Source organism: Pantoea sp. WMus005, from assembly GCF_013415305.1.
GTDB classification, from domain to species: Bacteria; Pseudomonadota; Gammaproteobacteria; order Enterobacterales; family Enterobacteriaceae; genus Pantoea; species Pantoea rara.
The window spans coordinates 57,197-83,249 of the sequence record NZ_JACBXU010000006.1; the positions used below are offsets into that span (position 1 = coordinate 57,197).

Annotated in this window: 24 protein-coding genes; 15 read left to right on the forward strand and 9 right to left on the reverse strand. The window is 56.5% G+C overall.

The window, feature by feature from the left end; all coding sequences use genetic code 11:
- The first annotated feature begins 17 nt into the window (after positions 1 to 17).
- The 3 genes from HZZ01_RS18545 to HZZ01_RS18555 all read left to right on the forward strand — a co-directional run bounded on the left by HZZ01_RS18545 (position 18) and on the right by HZZ01_RS18555 (position 3,679).
- Positions 18 to 1,298: an MFS transporter gene (locus tag HZZ01_RS18545; protein ID WP_179898932.1), complete on the forward strand. Its 1,281-nt coding sequence runs from the start codon at positions 18 to 20 to the stop codon at positions 1,296 to 1,298.
- A gap of 74 nt (positions 1,299 to 1,372) precedes the next feature.
- Positions 1,373 to 2,347, forward strand: a complete 975-nt coding sequence (gene ghrB / locus HZZ01_RS18550; protein WP_179898933.1) for a glyoxylate/hydroxypyruvate reductase GhrB — start codon at positions 1,373 to 1,375, stop codon at positions 2,345 to 2,347.
- A gap of 81 nt (positions 2,348 to 2,428) precedes the next feature.
- Positions 2,429 to 3,679: a valine--pyruvate transaminase gene (locus tag HZZ01_RS18555; RefSeq protein WP_179898934.1), complete on the forward strand. Its 1,251-nt coding sequence runs from the start codon at positions 2,429 to 2,431 to the stop codon at positions 3,677 to 3,679.
- Here HZZ01_RS18555 and HZZ01_RS18560 read toward each other — a convergent pair.
- The gene (locus HZZ01_RS18560) at positions 3,676 to 5,136 is read right to left on the reverse strand and encodes a PLP-dependent aminotransferase family protein (RefSeq protein ID WP_179898935.1); all 1,461 of its coding nucleotides are present in this window, start codon (positions 5,134 to 5,136) and stop codon (positions 3,676 to 3,678) included. The genes HZZ01_RS18555 and HZZ01_RS18560 overlap by 4 nt on opposite strands.
- A 166-nt stretch (positions 5,137 to 5,302) precedes the next feature.
- Here HZZ01_RS18560 and HZZ01_RS18565 point away from each other — a divergent pair, with 166 nt between their 5' ends.
- From HZZ01_RS18565 to HZZ01_RS18590, 6 genes are read left to right on the forward strand one after another with little or no spacing between them, the layout of a single operon-like run.
- Positions 5,303 to 6,769, forward strand: a complete 1,467-nt coding sequence (locus HZZ01_RS18565) for a hypothetical protein (RefSeq protein WP_179898936.1) — start codon at positions 5,303 to 5,305, stop codon at positions 6,767 to 6,769.
- A gap of 17 nt (positions 6,770 to 6,786) precedes the next feature.
- Entirely contained in the window at positions 6,787 to 8,061 is a 1,275-nt protein-coding gene (locus tag HZZ01_RS18570) for an acetyl-CoA carboxylase biotin carboxylase subunit family protein (protein WP_179898937.1), read from the forward strand.
- Positions 8,049 to 8,756 carry a class II glutamine amidotransferase gene (locus HZZ01_RS18575; RefSeq protein WP_179898938.1) on the forward strand — a complete coding sequence of 236 codons (708 nt, stop codon included), beginning with the start codon at positions 8,049 to 8,051 and terminating at the stop codon, positions 8,754 to 8,756. The genes HZZ01_RS18570 and HZZ01_RS18575 overlap by 13 nt, the downstream gene beginning before the upstream one ends.
- Positions 8,757 to 8,761: 5 nt before the next feature.
- On the forward strand, positions 8,762 to 9,562 hold the full coding sequence (locus HZZ01_RS18580; RefSeq protein ID WP_179898939.1) for a hypothetical protein: 801 nt from the start codon (positions 8,762 to 8,764) through the stop codon (positions 9,560 to 9,562).
- Between the two features lie 29 nt (positions 9,563 to 9,591).
- Positions 9,592 to 10,092 carry a YbaK/EbsC family protein gene (locus tag HZZ01_RS18585; RefSeq protein WP_179898940.1) on the forward strand — a complete coding sequence of 167 codons (501 nt, stop codon included), beginning with the start codon at positions 9,592 to 9,594 and terminating at the stop codon, positions 10,090 to 10,092.
- Between the two features lie 21 nt (positions 10,093 to 10,113).
- The gene (locus tag HZZ01_RS18590) at positions 10,114 to 11,025 is read left to right on the forward strand and encodes an EamA family transporter (protein WP_179898941.1); all 912 of its coding nucleotides are present in this window, start codon (positions 10,114 to 10,116) and stop codon (positions 11,023 to 11,025) included.
- A gap of 62 nt (positions 11,026 to 11,087) precedes the next feature.
- Here HZZ01_RS18590 and ibpA read toward each other — a convergent pair whose 3' ends face one another.
- Entirely contained in the window at positions 11,088 to 11,504 is a 417-nt protein-coding gene (ibpA, locus tag HZZ01_RS18595) for a small heat shock chaperone IbpA (RefSeq protein WP_003849623.1), read from the reverse strand.
- A gap of 290 nt (positions 11,505 to 11,794) precedes the next feature.
- On the opposite strand from ibpA, the gene HZZ01_RS18600 reads away from it, so the two are divergent.
- Positions 11,795 to 12,163: a YceK/YidQ family lipoprotein gene (locus HZZ01_RS18600; protein ID WP_304622179.1), complete on the forward strand. Its 369-nt coding sequence runs from the start codon at positions 11,795 to 11,797 to the stop codon at positions 12,161 to 12,163.
- Here the strand turns inward: HZZ01_RS18600 and HZZ01_RS18605 are convergent.
- From HZZ01_RS18605 to dnaA, 7 genes are all read right to left on the reverse strand, one after another.
- Positions 12,129 to 13,397: a DUF3748 domain-containing protein gene (locus HZZ01_RS18605; RefSeq protein WP_179898943.1), complete on the reverse strand. Its 1,269-nt coding sequence runs from the start codon at positions 13,395 to 13,397 to the stop codon at positions 12,129 to 12,131. The two genes, HZZ01_RS18600 and HZZ01_RS18605, sit on opposite strands and share 35 nt — an antisense overlap.
- A 116-nt stretch (positions 13,398 to 13,513) precedes the next feature.
- Positions 13,514 to 14,323 carry a sugar-phosphatase gene (gene yidA / locus HZZ01_RS18610; RefSeq protein WP_090966570.1) on the reverse strand — a complete coding sequence of 270 codons (810 nt, stop codon included), beginning with the start codon at positions 14,321 to 14,323 and terminating at the stop codon, positions 13,514 to 13,516.
- Positions 14,324 to 14,422: 99 nt separating this feature from the next.
- A complete protein-coding gene (locus tag HZZ01_RS18615; protein ID WP_179898944.1) occupies positions 14,423 to 14,902 on the reverse strand; it encodes a YhcH/YjgK/YiaL family protein in 480 nt (159 codons plus the stop codon).
- A 192-nt stretch (positions 14,903 to 15,094) separates the two neighbouring features.
- Positions 15,095 to 17,503 (reverse strand): DNA topoisomerase (ATP-hydrolyzing) subunit B, encoded by a 2,409-nt coding sequence (gyrB, locus tag HZZ01_RS18620; protein WP_179898945.1) that lies wholly within the window; start codon positions 17,501 to 17,503, stop codon positions 15,095 to 15,097.
- An 18-nt stretch (positions 17,504 to 17,521) separates the two neighbouring features.
- Complete coding sequence (gene recF / locus HZZ01_RS18625) at positions 17,522 to 18,607, reverse strand: DNA replication/repair protein RecF (RefSeq protein ID WP_179898946.1); 1,086 nt, start codon at positions 18,605 to 18,607, stop codon at positions 17,522 to 17,524.
- 241 nt (positions 18,608 to 18,848) lie between these two features.
- Positions 18,849 to 19,949 (reverse strand): DNA polymerase III subunit beta, encoded by a 1,101-nt coding sequence (dnaN, locus tag HZZ01_RS18630; protein ID WP_090966562.1) that lies wholly within the window; start codon positions 19,947 to 19,949, stop codon positions 18,849 to 18,851.
- Between the two features lie 4 nt (positions 19,950 to 19,953).
- Positions 19,954 to 21,369, reverse strand: coding sequence for a chromosomal replication initiator protein DnaA (gene dnaA / locus HZZ01_RS18635; protein ID WP_179898947.1), 1,416 nt, complete (start codon positions 21,367 to 21,369; stop codon positions 19,954 to 19,956).
- Positions 21,370 to 21,966: 597 nt separating this feature from the next.
- Between dnaA and rpmH the strand changes: the two genes are divergently transcribed.
- The 5 genes from rpmH to mnmE all read left to right on the forward strand — a co-directional run bounded on the left by rpmH (position 21,967) and on the right by mnmE (position 25,808).
- Positions 21,967 to 22,107: a 50S ribosomal protein L34 gene (gene rpmH / locus HZZ01_RS18640; protein WP_003849659.1), complete on the forward strand. Its 141-nt coding sequence runs from the start codon at positions 21,967 to 21,969 to the stop codon at positions 22,105 to 22,107.
- A 14-nt stretch (positions 22,108 to 22,121) separates the two neighbouring features.
- Entirely contained in the window at positions 22,122 to 22,481 is a 360-nt protein-coding gene (rnpA, locus tag HZZ01_RS18645) for a ribonuclease P protein component (protein ID WP_008926396.1), read from the forward strand.
- Complete coding sequence (gene yidD, locus HZZ01_RS18650) at positions 22,445 to 22,702, forward strand: membrane protein insertion efficiency factor YidD (protein WP_008926397.1); 258 nt, start codon at positions 22,445 to 22,447, stop codon at positions 22,700 to 22,702. The genes rnpA and yidD overlap by 37 nt, the downstream gene beginning before the upstream one ends.
- Positions 22,703 to 22,704: 2 nt before the next feature.
- Entirely contained in the window at positions 22,705 to 24,351 is a 1,647-nt protein-coding gene (yidC, locus tag HZZ01_RS18655; protein WP_179898948.1) for a membrane protein insertase YidC, read from the forward strand.
- A gap of 92 nt (positions 24,352 to 24,443) precedes the next feature.
- Positions 24,444 to 25,808 carry a tRNA uridine-5-carboxymethylaminomethyl(34) synthesis GTPase MnmE gene (mnmE, locus tag HZZ01_RS18660; protein ID WP_179898949.1) on the forward strand — a complete coding sequence of 455 codons (1,365 nt, stop codon included), beginning with the start codon at positions 24,444 to 24,446 and terminating at the stop codon, positions 25,806 to 25,808.
- Positions 25,809 to 26,053 lie beyond the last annotated feature (245 nt).

Genomic DNA, 26,053 nt, shown 5'->3' on the forward strand with positions numbered 1-26,053 from the left:
AGTCACAGGAGTTCCCGATGAAAAAGCAGACAATCGCGCCAAAACGCTGGTGGTTCATCATGCCCATCGTGTTTATCACCTACAGCCTGGCGTATCTTGATCGTGCAAATTTTAGCTTCGCTTCTGCTGCCGGGATTAATGACGATCTCGGCATCACCAAAGGTATGTCCTCGCTGCTGGGTGCGCTGTTCTTCCTGGGTTACTTCTTCTTCCAGATCCCGGGTGCGATTTACGCCGAACGCCGCAGCGTCAAGAAACTGATCTTCGTATGCCTGATTCTGTGGGGCGGCTGCGCCTCGCTGACCGGCGTGGTCAGCAACATTCCGATGCTGGCAGCCATTCGCTTTGTTCTGGGCGTGGTGGAAGCCGCCGTGATGCCTGCGATGCTGATTTATATCAGCAACTGGTTTACCAAATCAGAACGTTCACGCGCCAATACCTTCCTGATCCTGGGAAATCCCGTCACGGTGCTGTGGATGTCGGTGGTGTCTGGCTATCTGATCGAATCCTTTGGCTGGCGCGAGATGTTTATCTTCGAGGGGATTCCGGCGGTGGTCTGGGCGATCGCCTGGTGGTTCCTGGTGCAGGATAAACCGGCGCAGGCGCGCTGGATGAGCGATGCCGAGAAAGCGGCGTTAAAGGCTGAACTGCAGAAAGAGCAGGAAAACATCAAAGCGGTGCGCAACTACGGTGAAGCGTTCCGTAACCGCAATGTGATCATTCTCTGCCTGCAATATTTTGCCTGGAGCATTGGCGTGTATGGCTTTGTGCTGTGGCTGCCGTCGATTCTGCGCAACGGCACGCAGATGGGCATGGTAGAAGCGGGCTGGCTGTCAGCGGTACCTTATCTGGCGGCGACCATTGCGATGGTAGTGGTCTCCTGGGCGTCTGACAAAACCCAGAACCGCAAGCTGTTCGTCTGGCCACTGCTGCTGATCGGTGCACTGGCGTTCCTCGGTTCATATCTGGTGGGATCGAACCATTTCTGGATGTCTTATACCCTGCTGGTGATTGCAGGTGCCGCGATGTATGCGCCTTACGGACCCTTCTTCGCCATCATCCCTGAGATGCTGCCGCGTAATGTCGCCGGTGGCGCGATGGCATTGATCAACAGCATGGGTGCGCTGGGGTCGTTTATCGGTTCATGGATTGTCGGCTATCTTAATGGAGCCACCGGCAGCCCGTCCGCCTCGTACATCTTTATGGGATCGGCCCTGCTGGTTTCGGTGTGGCTGACGCTGATTGTGAAACCGGCGCAGAATAAAGCGCCACCGCTGCAGGGTGCGAAACCGGCCTGAAAGCGTAAACGTTAGCCTCTATTTCTCCGGGCGGCCTGCAAGCCGCCCGCAACATATTGACCGGGAGCCACTGAATGAAACCCGCTGTAATTCTTTATAAAAAACTGCCTGACGATCTTTATGCACGCCTGGCTGAACAGTGTGACGTGACGGAAATCAGCGATCTTTCGCCAGAGAACCAGCAGGAACATGCTGCGGCTTTCCGGCAGGCAGAAGGCCTGCTGGGATCGGGCGGAAAAGTGAATGGCGAACTGCTGGCGAAAATGCCCAATCTGCGCGTCTGCTCCAGCGTCTCTGTGGGCTACGACAATTTTGATGTAGACGCCCTGAATCAGCGTAATGTGGTGCTGATGCACACGCCGACCGTGCTGACCGAAACTGTGGCTGACACCATGATGGCGCTGGTGCTGAGCACGGCGCGTCGGGTGCCGGAACTGGATGCCTGGGTTAAAGCGGGTAACTGGCAGAAAAGCATCGGTCCGGCGCAGTTCGGTATCGACGTGCACCATAAAACGCTGGGTATTCTTGGTATGGGGCGTATCGGGATGGCGCTGGCGCAGCGTGCCCACTTCGGCTTCGGCATGAAAATCCTTTACAACGCGCGCCGCGAGCATGAAGAGGCGCAGTCGCGCTTTGGCGCGCAGCGTTGTGAACTTGAGGCGCTATTAAAGCAGAGTGATTTTGTCTGCATCAGCCTGCCGCTGACTGAAGAGACGCACCATCTGATTGGTGCCGCCGAGCTTGAACTGATGAAGCCGGATGCAGTGCTGATCAACGCTGGCCGCGGGCCGGTGGTGGATGAGAAGGCGCTGATCGCCGCGCTGCAGGCGGGCAAACTGCATGCCGCCGGACTGGATGTGTTTGAGCAGGAGCCGGTTTCAGCCGACTCGCCGCTGCTGTCGCTGCCGAATGTGGTGACGCTGCCGCACATCGGTTCTGCTACTCACGAAACCCGTTACGGCATGATGCAGGATGCGGTTGAGAATCTCATCGCCGCACTCGGCGGAAGCGTCGGGAAAAACTGCGTTAACCCGCAGGCGCTGAAGTAATCCCCACGCCTTCCCATTGCGCCCGCCGATGGCGGGCGTTATGGTGGACCCCCGATTCGTTATCACAAATATTTAACCGCTATGTCCTTTTCTCAGTTCGGCGACAAATTTACCCAACATTCCGGCATCTCACGTCTGATGGAAGATATGGGCGCGGGCCTCCGCACGCCCGGCACCATCATGCTGGGTGGCGGCAATCCGGCGCAAATTCCTGCGATGAACGACTACTTTCAGCAACTGCTGCAGCAGATGCATGAGGAAGGCAAACTCAGCGAAGCGCTGTGCAATTACGACGGTCCGCGTGGCAAAGCGACGCTGCTGGCGTCGCTGGCTGAATTGCTGCGTGAACAGCTTGGCTGGTCAATCACCGCAGAGAACATCGCGCTGACCAACGGCAGCCAGAGCGCTTTCTTCTATCTGTTTAACCTGTACGCCGGTCGCCGGGCCGATGGCAGCAAAAAGCGGGTGCTGTTCCCGCTGGCACCGGAATATCTTGGCTATGCGGATGCCGGTCTGGAAGAAGAGCTGTTTGTGTCGGCGAAGCCGAATATTGAGCTGCTGCCGGAAGGCCAGTTTAAATATCATGTCGACTTCGAGCATCTGCCGATGAACGATGATATCGGGCTGATCTGCGTCTCGCGCCCCACCAATCCTACCGGCAATGTGATCACTGATGATGAGCTGATGCAGCTTGATGCGCTGGCTCAACAACATGACGTGCCGCTGCTGATCGACAATGCTTATGGCGTGCCGTTCCCCGGCATCATCTTCAGCGAGGTGCGCCCGCTGTGGAATCCCAACATCATTCTCTGCATGAGTCTGTCGAAGCTTGGCCTGCCGGGTGCGCGTTGCGGCATCATTATCGCGGACGAGAAGACCATTACTGCGCTGAGCAACATGAACGGCATTATCAGTCTGGCGCCAGGCAGTATCGGTCCGGCCATCGCCAATGAGATGATCCGTCGCGGCGATCTGTTGCGGCTCTCCGAAGAGGTGATCAAGCCGTTCTACCAGCAGAAGGTGCAGCAGACCATCGTGATCCTGCGGCGCTATCTGCCTGAAGATCGCTGCCTGATCCACAAGCCGGAAGGGGCAATTTTCCTCTGGCTCTGGTTCCGCGATCTGCCGATCACCACTGAATTGCTTTATCAGCGGCTTAAAGCGCGCGGCGTGCTGATGGTGCCGGGCCACTTCTTCTTCCCGGGACTGGAGCAGGCGTGGCCGCACACCCATCAATGTATGCGGATGAATTACGTGCCGGATGCAGAGAACATTGAACGGGCGGTGCAGATTCTGGCGGAAGAGGTTGAGATCGCCTGGCGCGACAGCTAATCCTGCTCTTCCTGTGGATCGGTTAACGACAGCTGGCACCACTGTGCCAGCTGCTTAATGGCCTGTTCCACCTCAGCATTCCAGCCAAAACCGGCATTCAGCCGGAAACAGTGATCGTAGCGCTGGTCGGTGGCAAAAATGTGGCCCGGCGCAATGCCGATGCCCGCATTACGCGCTTTCAGAAACAGCTCGCGCACGTTCAGCGCCTTGCGTGGCATCTCAACCCACAGCACATAGCCTCCTTCCGGATCGGACACGCGTGTTCCCGCCGGAAATTCCCGCAGCACCGACTGACGCATCTCACGGATTTGCCGCGCCAGCTCGCGACGCAGCTTGCGCAGGTGAGCATCATAGCCCCCGCTGCGCAGCAACTCCGCCACCGCCGCCTGTGACAACACCGAGGTGCCCATCGTAGAGGTATATTTCAGCGAGGCGATTTTGCGCATGTAATTGACGCTGTGAACCCAGCCAATGCGAATGCCAGGTGCCACGGTTTTGGAAAAGCCGCTGCAGAGAATGGCGTTGGGGCTAAAGGCGCGCATCGGGAAGGGGCGACGCTCACCAAAGGCGGTATCGCCAAAAATATCATCCTCGATGATCACCACATCGTTTTCATCCGCCTGCCGCGCTATATAGGCTTTATGCTCGTTAGGAATGCTCTTGCCCAGCGGATTATTGACGTTGCACAGGGTGAGAAAAACCCGTACCGCCTTGCGCTGAAATAATCCGGTCAGCTTCGCCACATTCACATAGCCTTCCGGCCCGGCTTCCACTTCAATCACCCGTAAATTGAGGTTATGCAGCATCTGCAGCAGCACGAAATAGCAGGGTGACTCGACTGCCACCACATCGCCCGGCTGGGTGGTGGCGCGCAGAGACAGCGAAATCGCCTCTATGCAGCCGTTGGTGATCAGAATGTCGTCGGCGCTGATATTGCAGCCGTAATCGACCGCTCGTCGGGCAATCTCAGTTTTCAGCGGCGCATAGCCAGTGCCTTTGACCGTATTGCCGAGCAGCGCCGGTTTGCTGTAGCCCATCTGGCGCATCAGCAGGCCGATGCGCTTGACCGGATAAAGAGCGCTGTCGCCGTTAGCCAGATCGAGACGCACCCGGCAGTCTGAGCCGAGCATCGCCAGATGCAGTTCTGTCTGCTCATCCAGCGGCGCGATGGCGCGCGGCTGTTCGCTGACGGCGGGCAGCTGACGCGAGGCGGGCCGCTGCGAGGCAACAAAAAAGCCCGATTTTGGACGGGCGACGGCGTAGCGCTCATCTTCCAGCGTGCGCAGTGTTTTCAGGGCGGTGGTGAGGCTGACATTGTACTGTGTTGCCAGCGTCCGCACCGACGGCAGACGGCTGTCGGGTGCCAGTGAACCGCCGTGAATGGCCTGCTTAATCTGTTCTGCGATCTGGCGGTAACGACTGTTCTGACTCTCCTGTTCCCCGATAATATCGGCCATCTGTTCCACCCCATATCGGGCTGATCTGTGCATATTCAACAGAGTACATTCAAAGTAGTTTAGGCTGCATCTCTTAATTATTCATGACGCTAAACGGCCCGACGCCCCGTCAGCCGCCGGCTTCAGGCCATAAAGTGATACTGTTCAACTGAGGGAAACGTGAAAAATGAACAATCTGCCCGCCATGATGAAGGAGATTGAAGCGTATCTGTCGCCCGCCATCATTGAATCGGCTCAGCGCTGCTCTGTTCGCCTGCTGGCGGCGTTGCCGGATCAGCAGACGCTGGAAAATAACCGCGTTCTGCTCGCCTATGGCGGCGGAAAAGACAGTAGCTACATGGTGGCTTACGTGCGTTACCTTCAGGGGCTGATCTGGCTGCAGCAGGGCAGCACGTTTCATCTGCGGGTCAGTACTAACCGTCATGCGGCGATGAATCAGAGCGTGATGGAGAACATCCACCGCGTTTATCAGGCGCTGGCGATGCATGACGATGAACGGGCGGAATGTCTGGTGGTGGATGGCCTGCTGATCCGACCGTTTGCCCGCGACCTGACGATTCCTGAGAGCGTACGGCAGCAGAACCGCAATGACGTGCTGATGAATGGCCACCGTTTTCGCGCTGATGCGCGCTCGACCTTCTGCAACGCCTGTAATCTCAGCATGGTGAATTCCTTTGGCCTGGCGGCAGACTACAACGGCGGCGTGGATCTGATTATCACCGGCGACTCGCCGCAGGAGCAGGCCGCCTATGTCGCCTGGGCGAGACACCTTTCCCGGCTGTTTGATGCGCCGGTAGCGGACAAAAGCCGGGGCTTCAGCGGATTTCTCCAGACGCTGGACGGTGTGGCAGAGCGCTACTTCAGCGATGTTTACGGTGCCGATCAGCTGACACCTGCGCACCGCATCACCCACCAGCTCGCACGCGACCCGCTGTTTTTCAACATCTATCAGGACACCGCCTATGAAGCGGGCGCGCACTGGGCGCTGCTCAGCGAATTTATGCGCTTCCGTTTTGATGAACTGATGTTCAGCTTTTCCGAGTCCGACTGCGGTAATCCAACGCTGATGGCGCATCTGCGCGGATTGCGGGCTGAAACGCTGCTGCAGCGCCACTATGCCGAAGGGATCCGCGAGTATGTGCGCTTCGCGCTGGGGCTGATGGTGAAGAAAGATTTTCCACCTGCGCTCATTAATGAGATGGCGGCGCGCTATCAGGACGACGATGCCATCCGGCAGCAGCGGCAGCGCGCGGCAGATTTCGCCATGCAGGCGTTTAACCTCAGTGAAGATCAGCTGATCTGCATGATCTACTCACCGTTCCTGGCGCAGGGAGCACAGCTCGGCCACTGGCTGTCGCAGCAACAGATTGCGCTGGATGAAATAGCCATTCGCGACCTGCTTGAGCAGCGCAGTGAGGATCTCGCGCTGGCACAGCAGTTAACGCAGCTCTCCGGTATGACGCTGATGCAGATACGGCACTGCTGGCAGAGCAGGCCGGTGAGTTCGCTGCTGGAGGGCAAAAGCAGCGATCCGCTGTCGCGCGTGCTGCGTTTTGATCCTCACAAAGCGGTGATTCAGGTCAATAACGGTGTGCTCAATGACATCGTGACAGAAATTATTTCCGGGCGTTGACCCGGTAAGGCGAGGCGATGCAAAAGATTTTCCTGCAAATTGGCGCCACCCGCGACGGACAAAACCCCTACTGCGCGGTGGCGAAGCGCGACGGCTATTTTACCGTGCTGGCGGAAATGGGCGATTTTGTCGATTACCAGTCGTTAAGCCTGGCCCTGCCGTTTGATTTGATCATTCGCCTCGACCGCCCTGAGAATCCGTGGGAGGTGATGCAGGCTTATCTGCATGCCGGTTTACTTGCGCATCCGCTGGTGGTGCTGGCGGGCTTTGAAGCCTATAACGCCAGTGCCGGCCGGCTGCGCGAGATGCTGGCCGGGCCCGACGCGCCCGCCGCCTTTATTCCGCTGGATAAATATGCGCAGCGCATGGCGCTGAAAAAAGCCTGGCCGCGCTTCCCGCAGCCGGAGTTCCGCTTTTTCGCTTCACCGCTCAGTATTCTGGATGCGGAACAGGCGCTGATCTATCCCTGCGTCGTCAAACCGGTAGATGGCGGTGGCGGGCTGGGCATCTGGCTGATTGAGCGCGCCGATCAGCTGCACAGCGTGGTGAAAAAACTGGTGCAGACCATGAACTACGGCGGACGCAGCTTCAGCGGCTTTATTGTGGAGAATGTGCTGGCCGGCGATGAGTTTTCGTTGCAGGGCGTGGTGCATCAGGGACATCCCCAGGCGCTGACCTGCTGCCAGAAGGTGATTGAGCAGCATCGGGATGCGGAGGGCTGCATCAGCTTTTATGAATCAGGCCATGTGGCGATGGCGGCAGCCGCTCTGCCGGCATCGTTCAGCAGCCTGATGAAATTCTGTTGTGAATCCTTTGGCTATCGGCAGGGCGCCTTTCATATCGATTTTATTGTGGTCAACGGCGTGCCGCATTTCCTGGAGATGGGGTTCCGGCTCTCCGGCATGGGCGTAGCGACGCTGGTGCAGGAGGCGACGGGCATCAACTGGGCGGAAGTCACCTTCCGGCTGGAAGCGGGCGACGCACTGCCCACCTTTGCCTTCACCACACCCGGTGCGGTCGGTCAGCTGCGTTTACGGCAACCGGCGCAGCTGCAGGCGGCCGAACGCTGGATCGATCAGCATCAGCAGGGCGCGCTGTTACCACCACTCAGATTACCTGCATTGCAGGTTTCGCCCCGCTCCTCGCTTTATGCCGATCTGACCCGTCACGCAGGCATTCTTGCCACCTTCAGCCTGACGGCCACGACGCGTGAGCCGATCATGAGCACGTTTCAGCAGGTGATTGCCGCGCAATCCGTCACAGCCGGGAGAGACAAAGTATGTGCAGGATGATTCTGGCACATGGCCAGTTCGACAGCGCACAGGTTTTAGAGGCGGCGCGCGCCATGAGCTGCGGTGAAGGTGCTGAACACGATGGCCCCATCAAGTCACATCCTAACGGCTGGGGCTGCCTGTGGCTGGAAGAGGGCGAGATTCGGACTCTGCACGGCACCGGTCCGTTCGCAGAGGCCCTGCCGGGCATTGATGTGGATCGCCTGCGCAGCCGGTTTCTGGCGGTGCATGTACGTCACGCCACATTGAGTAAAAATCAGGGGCTGGCGTTTTCGCATCCGCTGTGGCGCAACAGCGCCGGACATCAGTGGTACATGATGCATAACGGTTTTCTGCCGACGATTTATCGCCATCTTGGCCTGGCGGAATCGCGCTTCGATTCTGAAGAGTATCTGCGCTATCTGGTGGATCAGACTACGCCTGCCGATTTCACCCGCGACTTTCTGCGCGCAAAGATGGCGCAGGTTGAGCCCGGCGGCAGTGCAGGCAATGCCATTATCGTCACCCGCGACAAAGCCTGGGCGTGGCAGTGGTATCCGCACGACACCCCCTGGCCCGACTATTTTACGATGCATGTTCGGCAACAGGAGGATTGCACGCTGATCGCCTCTGAACCCGTGACAATACCCGGCAGCGCCGGTAGCTGGCGGCGAATGAACAATCATGAACTCTATGAAATACCGTTTAGGGAGTGATAAACATGGCTATTTTCAATCAGTTCCGCGTGATTAATCCCAACATGTTTGTGGAATCGACCTGGCTGGATGACATCGTCACTGCACGGGTGCCGCTGCTGGTGTTGCGTAATTTCCTGACGCCAGAGGTGCGGGAAGCGGTGGTGGCTGACCTTCAGCGCTGCCGGAAAAAGATCCGTGTCTCTCACTATCCCAATGGCGCGCTGACCACGCTTGGCCCCTATCTGGCACGCCATACGGCGGCACCTGATAACTATTTCACTGAGCTGCGCGATATCCAGCCAGCGTTGCCGACATCCCTGAACCAGCTGCGGGAACAGGTTTACCGCTGGGTGCAGCACGCGCTGCGGCTGGAGAGCTTAAACATCGCCCACGAACCGGGTTGTGGTGACTACGCCGGTTCTATCGTGCGCTTTCATGCCGATGGCGTCGCGAACCCGCTGCATAACGACAACATCGTGCGCGACGCCGCAGCAACGTCGCTGATGGTGACGCAGATTCTGCATCAGCTCAGCTGCGTGGTCTGCCTGCAGGAGTGCAATGCGGGCGGAGCACTGCGCATCTACAACAAAAAGTGGACGCCGGAGGATGAGCAGTTCAAAACCGCCGGTGAGCTGGGTTATCGCAGTGGGGTGATTGAAAACAGCGAAATCTGTGAATTTTCACCGCGCAGCGGCGATATCTATCTGTTTAATCCTGCTTTTTATCATGAGATCGACCGGGTCGAAGGTGACACCCGCATCACCATGGGGTTCTTTTTCGGGCTGACTGATAAAAAGATGAAACACGCTATCGCCTGGAGCTAAGCCGGGTTATGACAGAAAAGGAGAAGGGGATGACGGCATTTGAACAAATTACTGCGCTGCTGGATCAGCATCAGGCCAGTTACCGCGTGGTGGAGCATGAGGCGGTAGGGCAGACCGAGGAGATCAGCCAGATACGCGGCAACGCGCTGGGTCAGGCGGCCAAAGCGATGGTACTGGAGGTCAGTATGCCGGACGGTGCGCCGTCGCGACAGCTACTGGCCATTGTGCCGGGTGACTGTCGGATCAATTTTAAAAACGCGGCGCGCGCCATCGGCGGAAAAAAATCCTCTTTCGCCCCGCCGGAGCTGGCGCAGGCGCTGACCGGCTGTGTGATGGGTGCGGTGCCACCGTTTAGTTTTGATGACCGGCTGGCATTGCGGGTGGATACCCGGCTGCAACAGGTCGGCACGTTATGGTTTAACGCGGGCGAGCTGGAGAAGTCGATCGCGCTGGCTACAGATGATTATTTTCGCATCGTGGGTGAAGCGTGCTGTGCAGATATCGCATCCCCGATTGCGATCACCGCCTGACAGCGGGGCAAGGAGTTTCTGATGTCGGTAAAAGATATGCTGTTAGCGCTGTGCGTGGTGGTGGCATGGGGCGTGAATTTTGTGGTGATCAAGCTGGGGCTGCAGGGCATGCCGCCTTTTTTACTGGCCGGACTGCGTTTTACCCTGGTCGCCTTTCCCGCCATTTTCTTTGTGCGACGCCCGCCGATTCCGCTGCGCTGGCTGGTGGTTTACGGCATGACCATCAGTTTTGGTCAGTTTGCGTTTCTGTTCCTGGCAATCAAGCTGGGTATGCCAGCCGGTCTGGCCTCGCTGGTGCTTCAGGCGCAGGCATTCTTTACCCTGTTGCTGGGCGCGCTGTTGCTGGCGGAGAAGCTGCGCTGGAATCATATCGTCGGGATTATTATCGCCACGCTGGGGATGTTTATGCTGGCGACAGCTGGAATGGAAGGGCAGACCAGCGCCGGGATTACGCTGACGACCATGATGCTCACGCTGTCGGCAGCGCTGTCTTGGGGACTGGGGAATATCACCAATAAGATCATCATGCGAAACCGTAGCGTGCCGATCATGTCGCTGGTGGTCTGGAGCGCGCTCGTACCGATCATTCCTTTCTTTGCCTGTTCGCTGCTGTTTGATGGCCAGGCCGCTATTGTTAACAGTCTGCTGCATATCGGCCTGCAGACCGTGCTGGCGCTGATCTATCTGGCGTTTGTCGCCACCATTGTGGGCTACGCTATCTGGGGAAACTTGCTGAGTCGCTACGAAACCTGGCGCGTCGCGCCGCTGTCGCTGCTGGTGCCGGTGGTGGGGTTGATGACCGCCGCGCTGGTGCTGGATGAGCGTCTCTCCGGGCAGCAGATGCTGGGAGCGGGGGTGATTATTCTGGGACTGCTGGTGAATGTGTTTGGCGGCGTGCTGGGTCAGCGTTTAGCGATGCGAACCCAGCTGTAAGGAAAAGCCTGGCTTCAGAGATAAGGGCAAAAAAAACGCCGCTAATGCGGCGTTTGTCAGGATTACTTCAGAATCTCAATACGGCGTGGTTTCGCCTCTTCCGGAACCAGGCGTTCAAGGTCGATGCTCAGCAGACCATTTTCAAGGCGGGCATCGCGTACCACAATGTGGTCGGCGAGCTGGAATTTACGCTCGAAGTTGCGCTCGGCAATCCCCTGATACAGGTATTTACGCTCGGCCTGCTCTTCAGGATGGGCACCCCGCACGATCAGCACGTTATCATGCGCCGTGATATCCAGTTCGCTCTGAGAAAAACCGGCCACTGCAATGGTAATGCGATAGTGATTTTCATCGACCAGTTCAACGTTATAAGGAGGATAGCCGCCATTACTCTGATTCTGATTAGATTCGAGCAGATTAAACAGGCGATCAAAACCGATAGCAGAGCGATAAAGTGGGGTGAGATCAAAATTACGCATATTAAGACTCCTGAAGTTCAGCAAGTTTTGGCAACCTTCCACTATTGGACAGGCTGGATACGGCACCTCACTGTCCCTTGCGGCAACGGTGAGTGCGTCCGTAAACTAAAAATGGGTGTCAGAAGAGGATTTTCAAGAGGGCGAAATGCAATTTTTTTCGCCATATTGAGGAAATGACATACACTCAGAACTACTTTTGCCAGACCAGAACGGACTTCGCCTCAGAGTGTTGACGTTGTCTGGCAAGCCAACTCAGCCAGGCTTATGCCATGGCTGAAGGGATGATGATGATGAAATTAATGAAGACCTTACCTCTGGCTGGAATGGTGTGCTGCGCAATGGCAACAACCGGCTGTTCCAGCGTGATGTCTCACACTGGTGCGAGTCAGGGTTACTATCCCGGCACCCGTGCCAGCGCTGACATGCTGGCCGATGGTGGTACCAGTTGGGCATTGAAACCACTGGCGTTAATCGATCTTCCTTTCTCTGCCGTGCTGGATACGCTGCTGCTACCGTGGGACTACTACCGTAGCGACAAAGACAAAACTCTCGACTCCCCACGTGAACGCATCCTGCAGAGCGAAAGGCTGGCGCATACCAACGAAAGCCTGGCACAGGCGCAGCCTATGCCTCTTGTGCGGTCGCAGCCGCAACTGTAAAGAGTTGCCGCCAGCCATTCACTTCACGCATAAAAGCAATCTGAGTACCGTCAGGTGACCAGACCACGGCGTCACCTGACGGCGCCTCTTCCGTTCTGCGGGTCAGCCGCTGACACGCGCCGCTCTCAACGTCACATCGCATCACGCTGTTATCGCAGATAAAGGCAATCGCCTGGCCGTCAGGATGCCAGCTAAACGCAGACTGAATGCTGTGGCTGAGTCGGGTAATCTGACGCAGTTCGCCACCGTTGGGTGACACCATCCAGAGCTGGATAACCTCTGCGGCATCCGCCATCAGAAACGCGATCTGGCTGCCATCGGGTGCTGCACGCAGCCAGTGGCGCGGTTGCAGCGCCACGCCACGGCTGTGCGTCAGGCGACGCTGCTGCACGCCAGCCGGTGGCGCAGGTAACTGCTGGCTGCTGCCCTCCAGCGGCATCTCTCCGGCACGGGCATAATCCTCCAGCGCATCAGGCAGATCGACAATAAAGACTTCAGGCCGTTTCTCGCCCTGCGCCGTCAGCGTGTCGCCAACAAAGGCGATGGCCCAGCGCTGCCAGCTTCCATCCGGTTTCTGATAGCCGCGCTCACCCACCCAGCACTCTTCATAGGCACGATTAATCTGGTCACTATCTGGAACGGGTTCCGCATGCGTCCTGCTCACCAGCAGGCAGAAATAGCTGCCGTCGTACTCGCGCGGATGCTGCTTAATCGGCGTCACTGCATGCAGCGGCACCGCAATGCCGACGTTGCGCAGATCGAGGCGGCGATCCAGCTCATGCATCACGTGGTCATTGTAGGTAAAACTCAGGCGTGAACCGTCAGGGCTAAAGACATGCACATGCGACCCGCCACGCAGTGCGCCAGGGGTAAACGGCGGCGTGATATCGCAGGCATCCAGATTCACTGCCGCGCCATTCTGAACGATCACACCGCGCCGATGGTGGAAGTCATACTGCCAGCGGGTATCGGGATGTTCCGGGCCATGAATGCAGACGTAGCGCGGGGGCAGATCGGGGCTGACCGTGACGACGCCGACGTGTGCGCCGTGGTGGGCCTGATAGAGCACCTCCACCTCACCGGTTATTACATTCACCCGCTCAATGGTCTGGCTGGTAAACGACGCGCCTGAGGGACGGACGTCAAACGCCAGCCACTGGCTGTCGGCAGTCCAGACATTGATATTGGTAAGCTGATGCTGACGGGCAGCAAAGGTGACCTGTTTTTCTGACATGATGAAACCCGCGGAGAAAGAGTTGCCCGACAAATTACGCGATTCTGTTTTACGGTGCAGATTTTTTGCCGGGCCAGGGGATCCGGGCCGCAGCGGCCCGGCAGAGAACAGGACGATTACAGCACTAACTCTTCGATGGCATGCGCGACGCCATCTTCCATATTGGTTTTGGTGATGAATTGCGCGATTTTCTTAACCGAATCAATGGCATTACCCATTGCGACGCCGGTTCCGGCATAGTCGATCATCGCCAGGTCATTCTCCTGATCGCCAATTGCCATGACCTCTTCCTGCTTCAGACCGAGCTTCTCAGCCAGCATTTTGACGCCCTGACCTTTATTCACCCGACGATCGAGGATTTCCAGGTAGTAAGGCGCGCTCTTCAGAATGGTGTAAGTCTGGTGAGCATGTTCGGGCAGACGGGCAATTGCTGCGTCGAGCAAATCCGGACGGTCGATCATCATCAGTTTCGGGAAGCGCGTGGCGCGATCCATCTCTTCCACGGCGCGATAACGCACCGGAATACCGGTCAGGCTCGCCTCATGGATGGTGTATTCGCTGATATCTTTGTTGGGTGTGTAGAGATGGGATTTGTCGAACGCCTGGAAATGCACGCCAAGCTCACGTGCCAGATTTTCAATGTAGAGGTAGTCGTCAAAGGTCAGCGTCACTTCCGCCACGCACTCACCATCTTCGGCCTGATGAACCAGCGCACCATTGTTGCTGATCGCATACTGACCGGGCGCCTGCATATCCAGCTCCATCAGATAGCGCTGGATACCCACAAAGGGCCGACCGGTGGTCAGCACAATCGACACGCCCTTCTGGCGGGCGCGATCCAGGGCAGATTTCACCCCCGGCGTGATCTCATGTTGCGGGTTGAGCAGGGTGCCATCCATGTCGATAGCGATCAATTTAATAGCCATAGAGTCCTCGTAGCGTCTGGGTTTTATTCAATGCTAGCGCGATTCAGCGCACATTGACCAGTTCCATGGCAGGCGATAACGGTCAGCTGGCCAGCAGGTTCAGGCGGTGAAGAGATCGCGGTGGATTTTAATCACAGCTTTTCGGATAGTTGCCGGTTCGCCTGGCGCGCAGCAGGGACGATGAATATCGTGCGGGAAAAAGAGTGCGAACATGCCCGGCATCAGCGTAATCACTGACTCATTCAATATCTTCTGATAAAAAACGACGTCGCGCTCCTGGGCGAAATCTTCGGTGATGTGTTGATCGGGATGAGCCCGGGCCACGCCAATATTTTCGCTGCCTGCCAGCAGATACTGAATATCGATGTAGTTGAAATGAGACTCCGCACGACGCGCGCTGGCTGGTTCGGTCATCATCTCCTGCACCAGACAGAACATCATATTGTCGGGCAGTATCTCAACTTTTCCGGTTTCCAGCTGGCTGAAATCTGTTCTGGCAATCCAGCTTATCGCCTGATCGACTACCGGATGAAAGGCGTGACGTTCTCTGTCCCAGTCGAGACGATCGCAAACTATCATGGTGACACTCCCTGTAATAAACAGTGCGCCGGAATAACGCAAAGAGAGGCAAGAGTAAGGGAGCTGACCGGGGTAAAACGTGATCGCGATCCCAGCATTTGGGCAGGAAAGCGCGGCTCGCCGGGTTTCCGCCCGTAACGCACAAAAAAAAAGGCCATCACCTGAGTGATGGCCTGTTACGTCCGCTGCCGGTTAGATATCGATATTAGCGGCTTTCAGCGCATTCTCTTCGATGAAGGCGCGACGCGGTTCAACCGCATCACCCATCAGCGTAGTGAACAACTGGTCAGCGCCAATCGCATCTTTAATGGTGACGCGCAGCATACGACGGCTGTCAGGATCCATCGTGGTTTCCCACAGCTGTTCCGGGTTCATCTCGCCCAGACCTTTGTAGCGCTGAACGGAGAGGCCGCGACGCGACTCTTTAACCAGCCACTCGATGGCCTGTTCAAAGCTTGCCACTGGCTGACGACGCTCACCACGCTCGATGTAAGCATCTTCTTCCAGCAGACCACGCAGTTTACTACCCAGCGCGCAGATTTTGCGGTACTCAGGCCCCTGAATGAAATCAGCTTCCAGCGGATAGTCGGTATCCACACCGTGGGTACGGACGCGCAACACCGGCTCGAACAGATTCGATTCGCGGTTTTCACGCACCTGTGCCAGATAGGTGCTGCCGTGCGCTTCACGTTCGGTCAGATAGCTCACCAGACCGTTCAGCCAGGTGGTGACTTCCGCTTCGTTGCTCAGATCGCTCAGCGTGTCGTGATAAATCATCGCACGCAGCATCGCCATCGGATAACGGCGCTCCATACGCTTGATCATCTTCTGAGTGCTGTTGAAGTCAGAGACCAGCGTTTCCAGCGGCTCACCGCCCAGCGCCGGGGCGCTGGCATTGGTGTGCAGCGTTGCACCATCAAGCGCGATAGCGATCTGGTATTGATCCATCGCCTCGTCATCTTTGATGTACTGCTCCTGCTTGCCTTTCTTCACTTTGTAGAGTGGCGGCTGAGCAATATAAACGTGGCCGCGCTCAATGATTTCAGGCATCTGACGATAGAAGAAGGTCAGCAGCAGGGTACGGATGTGTGAACCATCGACGTCGGCATCGGTCATGATGATGATGCTGTGATAGCGCAGTTTGTCCGGGTTGTACTCATCGCGACCAATGCCGCAACCCAGTGCGGTGATCAGCGTGGCCACTTCCTGAGAGGCGAGCATCTTATCGAAACGCGCTTTCTCAACGTTAAGAATCTTACCTTTCAGCGGCAGAATCGCCTGGTTCTTACGGTTACGACCCTGTTTGGCCGAACCGCCTGCGGAGTCACCCTCCACCAGGTAGATTTCAGACAGCGCCGGGTCGCGCTCCTGGCAATCCGCCAGTTTGCCCGGCAGACCAGCCAGGTCCAGCGCGCCTTTACGGCGGGTCATTTCACGGGCGCGGCGTGCTGCTTCACGGGCACGGGCAGCGTCAATGATTTTGCCGACCACGATTTTGGCATCTGACGGATTTTCCAGCAGGTATTCTGCCAGCAGTTCATTCATCTGCTGCTCAACCGCTGTTTTCACCTCGGAGGAGACCAGCTTATCTTTGGTCTGTGAGGAGAACTTAGGATCCGGCACTTTCACCGAGACCACGGCGATCAGGCCTTCACGGGCATCATCACCGGTGGCGCTGACTTTGGCCTTCTTGCTGTAACCCTCTTTTTCCATGTAGGCATTCAGGGTACGGGTCATCGCTGAACGGAAACCGGCCAGGTGGGTACCGCCGTCACGCTGCGGGATGTTGTTGGTAAAGCAGTAGATATTTTCCTGGAAACCGTCGTTCCACTGCAGTGCCACTTCCACACCGATGCCATCTTTCTCGGTAGAGAAATAGAATACGGTAGGGTGAATCGGGGTTTTATTTTTGTTCAGGTACTCAACAAACGCCCGGATGCCACCTTCGTAGTGGAAGTGATCGCTTTTGCCATCACGCTTATCATCCAGGCGAATCGACACACCCGAGTTCAGGAATGAGAGTTCACGCAGGCGCTTCGCCAGGATCTCATACTCAAAATCGCGCACATTGGTAAAGGTTTCGTGGCTCGGCCAGAAACGCACGCGGGTACCCGTGATGTCGGTCTCACCGGTCACGGCCAGCGGTGCCTGCGGTACGCCATGGACATAAACCTGCTGATGCACTTTGCCTTCGCGACGGATGGTCAGTTCCAGCTTCTGTGACAGGGCGTTAACCACGGAGACGCCTACGCCGTGCAGGCCGCCGGAGACTTTATAGGAGTTATCATCGAACTTACCGCCAGCATGCAGTACGGTCATGATCACTTCAGCGGCAGAGATGCCTTCTTCTTCGTGAATACCGGTAGGAATGCCGCGTCCATCATCCTGCACCGAAACGGAGTTATCCGCGTGGATGGTGACCACAATGTCACTACAGTGACCAGCGAGCGCTTCGTCGATTGCGTTATCCACGACCTCGAATACCATGTGATGCAGACCGGTACCGTCATCGGTATCGCCGATATACATGCCCGGGCGTTTGCGTACCGCATCAAGTCCTTTCAGGACTTTAATACTTGAGGAGTCATAAGAATTCGACATCAACGTTTCTCGCTCATTTTAATCTTCAGGTTGAACCGCTATTTTACCCTGTTCCACGCGGAACATCTTGCCCTTTTCGTCAGTCATGTCGATTACATGTCCGGCAGAAATTGCGCTGACAAACACCTGCGCCTGAGTGGCTTTTAACCGGTCCGCCAGCAGGCGTCGTCGGCTCTCATCCAGCTCAGAAGCAAAGTCATCAATGAGGTAAATACAGCGGCGTCCGCTCTGGCTTGTCAGGAACTCGCCCTGTGCCAGACGCAATGCACACATCAGCAGTTTTAACTGCCCGCGTGAGAGTAAATCTTCTACCGGCGTCCCTTCAGCCCGAATACGAAAATCGGCTTTATGGGGGCCGCTGGCGGTATAGGTCAGCGCGCGATCACGCTCGAAGTTACGTTCCAGCAGTTCGGCGTAGTCGCTTTCTTTATCCCAGCCACGCTGGAAGGAGAAGCGCAGCTCAAATTCCGGCAAAAACTGGCCACAGGTGGCGGTAATCTCGGTGGAAATCGCCGCACTGTATTCCGCCCGCCACTGGCTGATCTGTTCCGCCAGCGGAACCAGCTCCTGATCCCAGGGACGAATCTGGCTGTAGCGGGAGACCTGGCGCAGCGCCGCGTTCCGCTGTTTAAGCAGGCGACGCATGTTGTTCCAGGCATTAAAGAAGCCGGGTGTGTTATGGAAACAGCCCCAGTCGACATAGGCCCGACGGTATTTGGGACCGCCATTCAGCAGACTAAAACCTTCCGGCGTGATTAACTGCATCGGCAGCAGCTGCGCCAGCTCCGCGACCTTGTGACCATCGCTGCCATCAATGCGCACTTTGCTGTCACCGGCCCGGTTTTTGGTCAGCCCGACTGAAATTTCACGCTCTTTGTTTTCCAGACGTCCGTGCAGCACAAACGCTGCCTCGTCGTGACGGATTACGCGCCCGGCCTGCAAGCTGCGAAACGATCGGCCATGCCCCAGCGTGTGAATCGCCTCTAAAACGCTGGTTTTCCCACTGCCGTTGGCTCCCACCAAGAAATTAAAGCCGGGTGCCAGTTGCAGGTCAGCCTGCTCAATATTACGAAAATCTTTGATAAGAAGGCGGGTTAAAGCCATGAATCAATCCAGCGTGAAGGGCAATGATCGGGATGACATAGTAAAAACTCAGGACTTGCCTTTAGCAATCCAGGGCGTCGACGGCAAAGCAGGTTTGCCCGACATCCCAGTCACCAGGCCGTCGGCGTCGCCGCCAGTCTGGTTCCGGCCAGCGCGCAGAACCTGGGAGCATACTGAAGTATGTGACCAGGAGCGAGCACTGCCCGGAATCAGAATGGCAAGTAAGCCAGGCCGATATTTTCTACAAGCGCATGGGCATGACGACGTAAGCGGCTGCCGGACTCGCCACATCCTCGATCTGTACGCTCGACACTGAATCCGTCAGCAGCAGGCGGACGTTTTCGCATTTCAGCGCGTTCAGCACATCCAGCACATAACTGACGTTGAAGCCAATTTCCAGTTCCGTGCCGTTGTAGCTGACATCCAGCATCTCTTCCGCTTCTTCCTGTTCAGGGTTGTTGGCGGTGATTTTCAGCTGATTTTCGGTGATATAGAGACGAACGCCACGGAACTTCTCGTTAGAGAGGATCGCCGCACGGGCAAAAGCCTGTTTGAGCAGATCGCAGCCCGCTTCCAGTGCTTTGTCGGGATTCTTCGGCAATACGCGGCGATAATCCGGGAAACGGCCATCAACCAGCTTGGAGGTAAAGATGTAGTCGCCGACGTGCGCGCGAATATTGCTGCCGCCAATCCGGACCTGCAGGGGCGTATCACCGCCATCCAGCAGACGCAGCAGCTCAATGACGCCTTTACGCGGCACGATCACCGAGTGACTCGGTAGCGCCTGACCAATCGGCATCGAACAGACAGCCAGACGGTGACCGTCAGTCGCGACGGTACGCAGCTCTTCCCCTTCGGTTTCAAACATCATGCCGTTGAGGTAATAACGCACATCCTGATGCGCCATCGAGAACTGGGTCGCTTCGATCAGCCGTTTCAGGGTCGCCTGCGGCAGGGTGAATTCAACTTCACTCTGCCAGTCGTCGAGATTCGGGAAGTCACTGGCGGGCAGGGTCGACAGCGAAAAACGGCTGCGACCAGAGCGAACCAGCATGCGATCGCCTTCCAGCGCCAGCGTGATTTCTGCGCCATCCGGCAATCCACGACAGATATCGAGGAATTTGCGCGCCGGAACGGTGGTGGAGCCAGGCTCATGTGGCTGAGTCAGCGCCACGCGTGCGACCATCTCCATTTCCAGATCGGTACCGGTCAGCAACAGCGAACCTTCTGTTACCTGCAGCAGCAGGTTTCCGAGGATCGGCAGTGTCGGACGACCACCCAGGGGGCCACTTACTTGTTGCAGCGGCTTCAGCAGCTGCTCACGTTCAACAATAAATTTCATAGCGTCAGGAAGATAATGTTCTGATGAGATTAGAGAAATCTTCTTTGATATCGTGGCTCTCTTCACGCAACTGCTCAATCTTGCGGCAGGCATGAAGCACCGTTGTGTGGTCGCGACCCCCAAAAGCATCGCCAATTTCTGGCAAGCTGTGGTTCGTCAACTCTTTCGCCATCGCCATCGCCATCTGGCGCGGACGTGCCACTGAGCGCGAACGGCGCTTGGAAAGCAGATCCGCTACCTTAATCTTGTAGTACTCAGCCACGGTCTTCTGAATATTATCGATGGTGACCAGCTTTTCCTGCAGCGCCAGCAGATCGCGTAGCGCTTCGCGCACGAAATCGATGGTGATCGCCCGGCCGGTAAAGTTGGCGTTGGCGATCACGCGATTCAGCGCGCCTTCCAGCTCACGCACATTAGAGCGTAAACGCTTGGCAATAAAGAAGGCGACTTCACCCGGCAGACGGATATCGTTCTCATCCGCTTTTTTCATCAGGATCGCCACTCGCGTTTCCAGCTCAGGCGGCTCGATCGCTACCGTTAAACCCCAGCCGAAGCGTGATTTGAGACGATCTTCCACCCCGTTGATCTCTTTTGGATAGCGATCCGAGGTGAGGATGATCTGCTGATTGCCTTCTAATAAGGCATTAAAGGTGTGGAAGAACTCTTCCTGCGATCGCTCTTTATTCGCAAAGAACTGAATGTCATCGATCAGCAGCGCATCGACAGAACGGTAATAGCGTTTGAACTCTTCAATCGCATTGTTCTGCAGCGCTTTAACCATGTCCTGAACAAAGCGCTCAGAGTGCATGTAAACCACTTTTGCATTCGGTTTACGGGCAATGATGCCATTGCCTACCGCGTGCAGCAGGTGCGTTTTCCCGAGACCGGTGCCGCCATACAGAAACAGCGGGTTATAAGCGCCGCCTGGATTATCCGCCACCTGACGTGCCGCCGCGCGCGCCAGCTGGTTGGATTTACCCTCAACGAAATTATCGAAGTTATGACGGTTATTCACATTCGAGCGATAAGTGACGTCGGCCGGTGCCGGGACATTATCCCAGCTGGGACGCATGATCTGCGTCGGGGCCGGACGGATGTGACTCTGTACAGGCATCACGGGCGCGCTGACGCTGGCCATGACCGGCTGGTTGAACGCTGCCGTCTGCTGCTGAACCGGGCGTGTACCCACTTCAAAACGCAGTGCTGGCACGTTTGGTCCGCAGAATTCATTCAGCAGCGCATTGATACTATTAAGGTATTTGTCCCGAACCCAGTCGAGTACGAAGCGATTTGGAGCATACAAGGCAAGCGTATTGTCGTTTAACTCAGCCTGCAGTGGACGAATCCACATGCTGAATTCGGTGGCAGGAAGCTCATCCTGCAAACGGGCAAGACACTGTTGCCAAAGCGTAAGTGACACGGCGGACTCCACTCGTACAAATTCGAAAAGAATAGTAGGCGTTACTCTAAGAAACGTTCATTTTTGACACAGACGCTAAGAAAGCGCCTGCGACCGCTATCAGCGGTTTTCCGTCCTGCAATCACCGGAGGATCGTCAGCGGAAGGGCGGATCATAGCGCAAAGCGAGGCAGAGATCTTCCCTTTCTACACAGTTTCGATCCTTTTTATCCACAGGCCAGAGACGCGCAAAGAAGTTTACGCCAGTTGCGGGAAAAACCAGCAGGGATCTGACGCAATGCATGAAATTTTCGGGCGACATCTCATTTTATCCCCAGGATTGGGCAAGCCGATCGCAATAAGATCCCGTACGATCCTTGCGCTTTGGAACGGAGCCCGTATAATCCTTCACCCGACATTATGCTGTAAGGCGCAACGTCGGGACTCAGCGGGCTGTATGCGGGTTTTCAGGTACTACAACACGCGAAGTAAATTGACTCGGGACTGTACAATTATTACAATCCCGCCTCTTTATTAAAGACACATTGAGGCGTAGGTCGATTTATTGGCCCGAAACGCGTCATCCAGTGAAAATTTTCAAGTTTAGGTAGAAACCGCCATGAAACGCACTTTTCAACCGTCCGTACTGAAGCGCAACCGTTCACACGGTTTCCGTGCTCGTATGGCAACAAAAAATGGTCGTCAGGTTCTGGCACGTCGTCGTGCTAAAGGCCGTTCTCGTCTGACCGTTTCTAAGTAATAAAGCAAGCCCTGATGGGTAAGCTCGCATTTCCCAGGGAGTTACGTTTGTTAACTCCCACTCATTTCACTTTCGTCTTCCAGCAGCCACAACGGGCTGGCACGCCGCAAATTACTATTCTCGGCCGCCTTAACGCGCTGGGGCATCCCCGCATCGGTCTCACCGTCGCTAAAAAACATGTGAAACGCGCTCATGAACGCAACCGGATCAAGCGATTGACCCGCGAAAGCTTTCGTCTGCGTCAACATGAACTGCCGTCGATGGACTTCGTGGTGGTCGCGAAGAAGGGGGTTGCCGATCTGGATAACCGTATGCTGGCGGAAGCGTTGGAGAAACTATGGCGTCGTCACTGTCGCCTGGCGCGCGGCTCCTGATCGTCCTGATACGCGTCTATCAACGCGGTATTAGTCCATTACTGGGACCACACTGTCGGTTTCACCCGACCTGCTCTCATTACGGAATTGAGGCATTACGCAGGTTCGGCCTGATAAAAGGCAGTTGGTTGACATTAAAACGCGTATTAAAATGCCACCCTTTGAACCCGGGTGGTGACGATCCTGTGCCGCCAAAAACCTTTGATACCAGAGAACATTAACGATGGATTCGCAACGCAATCTCTTTCTCATCGCTTTTCTGTTCGTGACCTTTATGATCTGGCAAGCCTGGCAGACGGACCACGCTCCGCAGCCACAGCAGACGCAGACCACACAAGGCACTAACAGCGTAGCGGGTGATACCGCCAGTCAGGGTGTACCGGCCAGCGGTCAGGGCCAGACGATCACCGTTAAGACTGATGTCCTGTCATTGAATATCAACACCCGAGGCGGTGATGTTGAACAAGCACAGCTGCTGACTTTCCCGGACAAACTGGGTTCCAGTCAGCCGTTCCAGCTGCTTGAAACAACCCCAGCGTTCCTTTATCAGGCACAGAGCGGTTTAACCGGTCGTAATGGCCCGGATAACCCGAACAACGGCGCGCGTCCGCTGTTCAACGCTGCCCAGGATCACTTCGAGATGGCAGATGGCCAGTCCGAACTGCGTGTGCCGATGACCTATACCGCTGAAAATGGCGTGGTTTACACCAAAACCTTCGTCTTCAAGCGTGGCGAATATGCCGTTAATGTCGATTATCATGTCAACAACACCACCCAGCAGCCGCTGGAAGTGTCGCTGTTTGGCCAGCTGAAGCAGACAATTGATCTGCCTAAGCATCGTGATACCGGCAGCAACAACTTTGCTCTGCACACCTTCCGTGGCGCGGCCTACTCCACCAGCGAGTCGAAATATGAGAAGTATAAATTCGATACTATCGCGGATAACGAGAACCTGAACGCGACAACCAGTAATGGCTGGGTTGCGATGCTGCAGCAGTATTTTGCGACGGCATGGGTTCCACGCACCGACGGCACCAACACCCTTTACACCAGCAACCTGGGTAATGGCGTAGCAGCGATTGGCTATAAATCTGCACCGGTCACCATTGCCGCGGGCGCACAGCAGAATCTGGGTGCAACGCTGTGGGTCGGCCCTGAAATTCAGGACAAGATGGCAGCGATTGCGCCGCACCTTGACCTGACCGTGGATTATGGCTGGTTGTGGTTTATCTCTCAGCCGCTGTTCAAACTGTTAAAATTCATCCACAGCTTCATCGGTAACTGGGGCTTCTCCATTATCGTGATCACCTTCATCGTGCGCGGCATCATGTACCCGCTGACCAAAGCGCAGTACACCTCGATGGCTAAGATGCGCATGCTGCAGCCGAAGATTCAGGCGATGCGTGAGCGTCTGGGTGATGACAAGCAGAAGCAGAGCCAGGAAATGATGGCGCTGTATAAAGCAGAGAAAGTGAATCCGCTGGGTGGCTGTCTGCCGCTGGTGATTCAGATGCCAATCTTCCTGGCGCTCTACTATATGCTGTCAGGCTCGGTTGAACTGCGTCATGCGCCATTCGTTCTGTGGATCCATGACCTGTCAGCGCAGGACCCGTACTACATCCTGCCGATTCTGATGGGCATCACCATGTTCTTCATTCAGAAGATGTCACCGACCACCGTGACCGATCCGATGCAGCAGAAGATCATGACTTACATGCCGGTGATTTTCACCGTGTTCTTCCTGTGGTTCCCGTCAGGTCTGGTGCTGTACTACATCGTCAGCAACCTGGTCACCATTCTCCAGCAGCAGCTGATTTATCGCGGGCTGGAAAAACGTGGTCTGCATAGCCGCGACAAGAAGAAAGCGTAAGCGATCTAAAGCGGGAGTAATCCCGCCCTAAAATAGTCTATTCTCAGGCGGTCAAAGCGACCGCCTGTGTTTTTTGTAGCGAGAGAAAATTTATGAGCCACAGCGATACCATTGTTGCCCAGGCAACGCCACCCGGACGCGGCGGCGTAGGCATTCTGCGCGTCTCTGGCGCGAAGGCGGCAGAGGTCGCCCGCCAGCTGCTGGGTAAACTGCCTAAGCCGCGTTACGCCGATTATCTGCCGTTCACCGATAGCGACGGCAGCGTGCTGGATCAGGGCATTGCGCTGTGGTTTCCCGGTCCTAACTCTTTTACCGGCGAAGATGTGCTGGAGCTGCAGGGCCACGGCGGCCCGGTGATCCTCGATCTGCTGCTGAAGCGCATCGTGGCGCTGCCTGGCGTGCGTATCGCCCAGCCGGGTGAGTTTTCTGAGCGGGCGTTTCTGAATGACAAGCTCGATCTGGCGCAGGCCGAAGCGATTGCCGACCTGATTGATGCCAGCTCTGAGCAGGCGGCGCGTTCGGCGGTTAACTCATTGCAGGGCGCGTTCTCCACCCGCATCAATCATCTTGTGGAAGCACTCACTCACCTGCGGATCTATGTCGAAGCCGCTATCGACTTCCCGGATGAGGAGATCGATTTCCTCTCTGACGGCAGAATCGAAGGGCAGCTGAATACGGTGATCGGGGACCTGGATGCCGTCCGTGCCGAAGCGCGTCAGGGCAGCCTGCTGCGTGAAGGGATGAAAGTGGTGATTGCGGGCCGGCCTAATGCGGGCAAATCGAGCCTGCTGAATGCGCTGGCGGGCCGTGATGCCGCCATCGTCACAGATATCGCAGGCACCACCCGTGACGTACTGCGTGAGCATATTCATATCGATGGTATGCCACTGCATATCATCGACACCGCCGGTCTGCGCGAAGCCAGCGACGAAGTGGAGCGTATCGGTATTGAGCGCGCCTGGCAGGAGATCGAACAGGCCGACTGCGTACTGTTTATGGTGGACGGCACCACCACCGATGCCACCGAAGCGGCGGCTATCTGGCCCGATTTCGTCTCCCGTCTGCCGCCGGAACTGCCGATTACCGTGGTTCGCAACAAGGCGGATGTCACTGGCGAAACACCCGGCCTGTCAGAAGTAAATGGTCACTCACTGATTCGCCTGTCGGCACGAACCAGCGAAGGCGTCGATGAGCTGCGGGATCACCTGAAGCAGAGCATGGGTTTCGCGGGCAACATGGAAGGCGGCTTTCTGGCTCGTCGTCGTCACCTGCAGGCGCTGGAGTTAGCGGCCACACATCTGCAGCAGGGTAAAGCGCAACTGCTTGGTGCCCGAGCCGGTGAGTTACTGGCAGAAGAGCTGCGTGTCGCTCAGCAGGCGTTAAGCGAGATCACCGGCGAGTTCACCTCTGACGATCTGCTGGGTCGTATCTTTTCCAGCTTCTGTATCGGTAAATAACCGTGCAGGCCTGACGGCAACGCGCTGTCAGGCCTGATTTCCCGCCACACTGTCTCTCCTGATTCCTGTCTGCGCGATGATTCTTGCTGATATGTTATTTTGCGGCGGCACAGCATTGTCGTATAACGGTTGAAGCGCCGATCTGACGTGCGGCAACGGATTGCGGTGAATACCCCCGCCTCAGCACGCCGCGTCTGACCGGACGCAAACCCACTACGTGAACACCATTGGGCGAACCTTTTCGC

Coding starts and splice junctions, on each gene's coding strand:
- HZZ01_RS18545 (WP_179898932.1), top strand. CDS start 18: ATGAAAAAGCAGACAATCGCGCCAAAACGCTGGTGGTTCATCATGCCC.
- ghrB (WP_179898933.1), top strand. CDS start 1,373: ATGAAACCCGCTGTAATTCTTTATAAAAAACTGCCTGACGATCTTTAT.
- HZZ01_RS18555 (WP_179898934.1), top strand. CDS start 2,429: ATGTCCTTTTCTCAGTTCGGCGACAAATTTACCCAACATTCCGGCATC.
- HZZ01_RS18560 (WP_179898935.1), bottom strand. CDS start 5,136: ATGGCCGATATTATCGGGGAACAGGAGAGTCAGAACAGTCGTTACCGC.
- HZZ01_RS18565 (WP_179898936.1), top strand. CDS start 5,303: ATGAACAATCTGCCCGCCATGATGAAGGAGATTGAAGCGTATCTGTCG.
- HZZ01_RS18570 (WP_179898937.1), top strand. CDS start 6,787: ATGCAAAAGATTTTCCTGCAAATTGGCGCCACCCGCGACGGACAAAAC.
- HZZ01_RS18575 (WP_179898938.1), top strand. CDS start 8,049: ATGTGCAGGATGATTCTGGCACATGGCCAGTTCGACAGCGCACAGGTT.
- HZZ01_RS18580 (WP_179898939.1), top strand. CDS start 8,762: ATGGCTATTTTCAATCAGTTCCGCGTGATTAATCCCAACATGTTTGTG.
- HZZ01_RS18585 (WP_179898940.1), top strand. CDS start 9,592: ATGACGGCATTTGAACAAATTACTGCGCTGCTGGATCAGCATCAGGCC.
- HZZ01_RS18590 (WP_179898941.1), top strand. CDS start 10,114: ATGTCGGTAAAAGATATGCTGTTAGCGCTGTGCGTGGTGGTGGCATGG.
- ibpA (WP_003849623.1), bottom strand. CDS start 11,504: ATGCGTAATTTTGATCTCACCCCACTTTATCGCTCTGCTATCGGTTTT.
- HZZ01_RS18600 (WP_304622179.1), top strand. CDS start 11,795: ATGAAATTAATGAAGACCTTACCTCTGGCTGGAATGGTGTGCTGCGCA.
- HZZ01_RS18605 (WP_179898943.1), bottom strand. CDS start 13,397: ATGTCAGAAAAACAGGTCACCTTTGCTGCCCGTCAGCATCAGCTTACC.
- yidA (WP_090966570.1), bottom strand. CDS start 14,323: ATGGCTATTAAATTGATCGCTATCGACATGGATGGCACCCTGCTCAAC.
- HZZ01_RS18615 (WP_179898944.1), bottom strand. CDS start 14,902: ATGATAGTTTGCGATCGTCTCGACTGGGACAGAGAACGTCACGCCTTT.
- gyrB (WP_179898945.1), bottom strand. CDS start 17,503: ATGTCGAATTCTTATGACTCCTCAAGTATTAAAGTCCTGAAAGGACTT.
- recF (WP_179898946.1), bottom strand. CDS start 18,607: ATGGCTTTAACCCGCCTTCTTATCAAAGATTTTCGTAATATTGAGCAG.
- dnaN (WP_090966562.1), bottom strand. CDS start 19,949: ATGAAATTTATTGTTGAACGTGAGCAGCTGCTGAAGCCGCTGCAACAA.
- rpmH (WP_003849659.1), top strand. CDS start 21,967: ATGAAACGCACTTTTCAACCGTCCGTACTGAAGCGCAACCGTTCACAC.
- rnpA (WP_008926396.1), top strand. CDS start 22,122: ATGGGTAAGCTCGCATTTCCCAGGGAGTTACGTTTGTTAACTCCCACT.
- yidD (WP_008926397.1), top strand. CDS start 22,445: ATGGCGTCGTCACTGTCGCCTGGCGCGCGGCTCCTGATCGTCCTGATA.
- yidC (WP_179898948.1), top strand. CDS start 22,705: ATGGATTCGCAACGCAATCTCTTTCTCATCGCTTTTCTGTTCGTGACC.
- mnmE (WP_179898949.1), top strand. CDS start 24,444: ATGAGCCACAGCGATACCATTGTTGCCCAGGCAACGCCACCCGGACGC.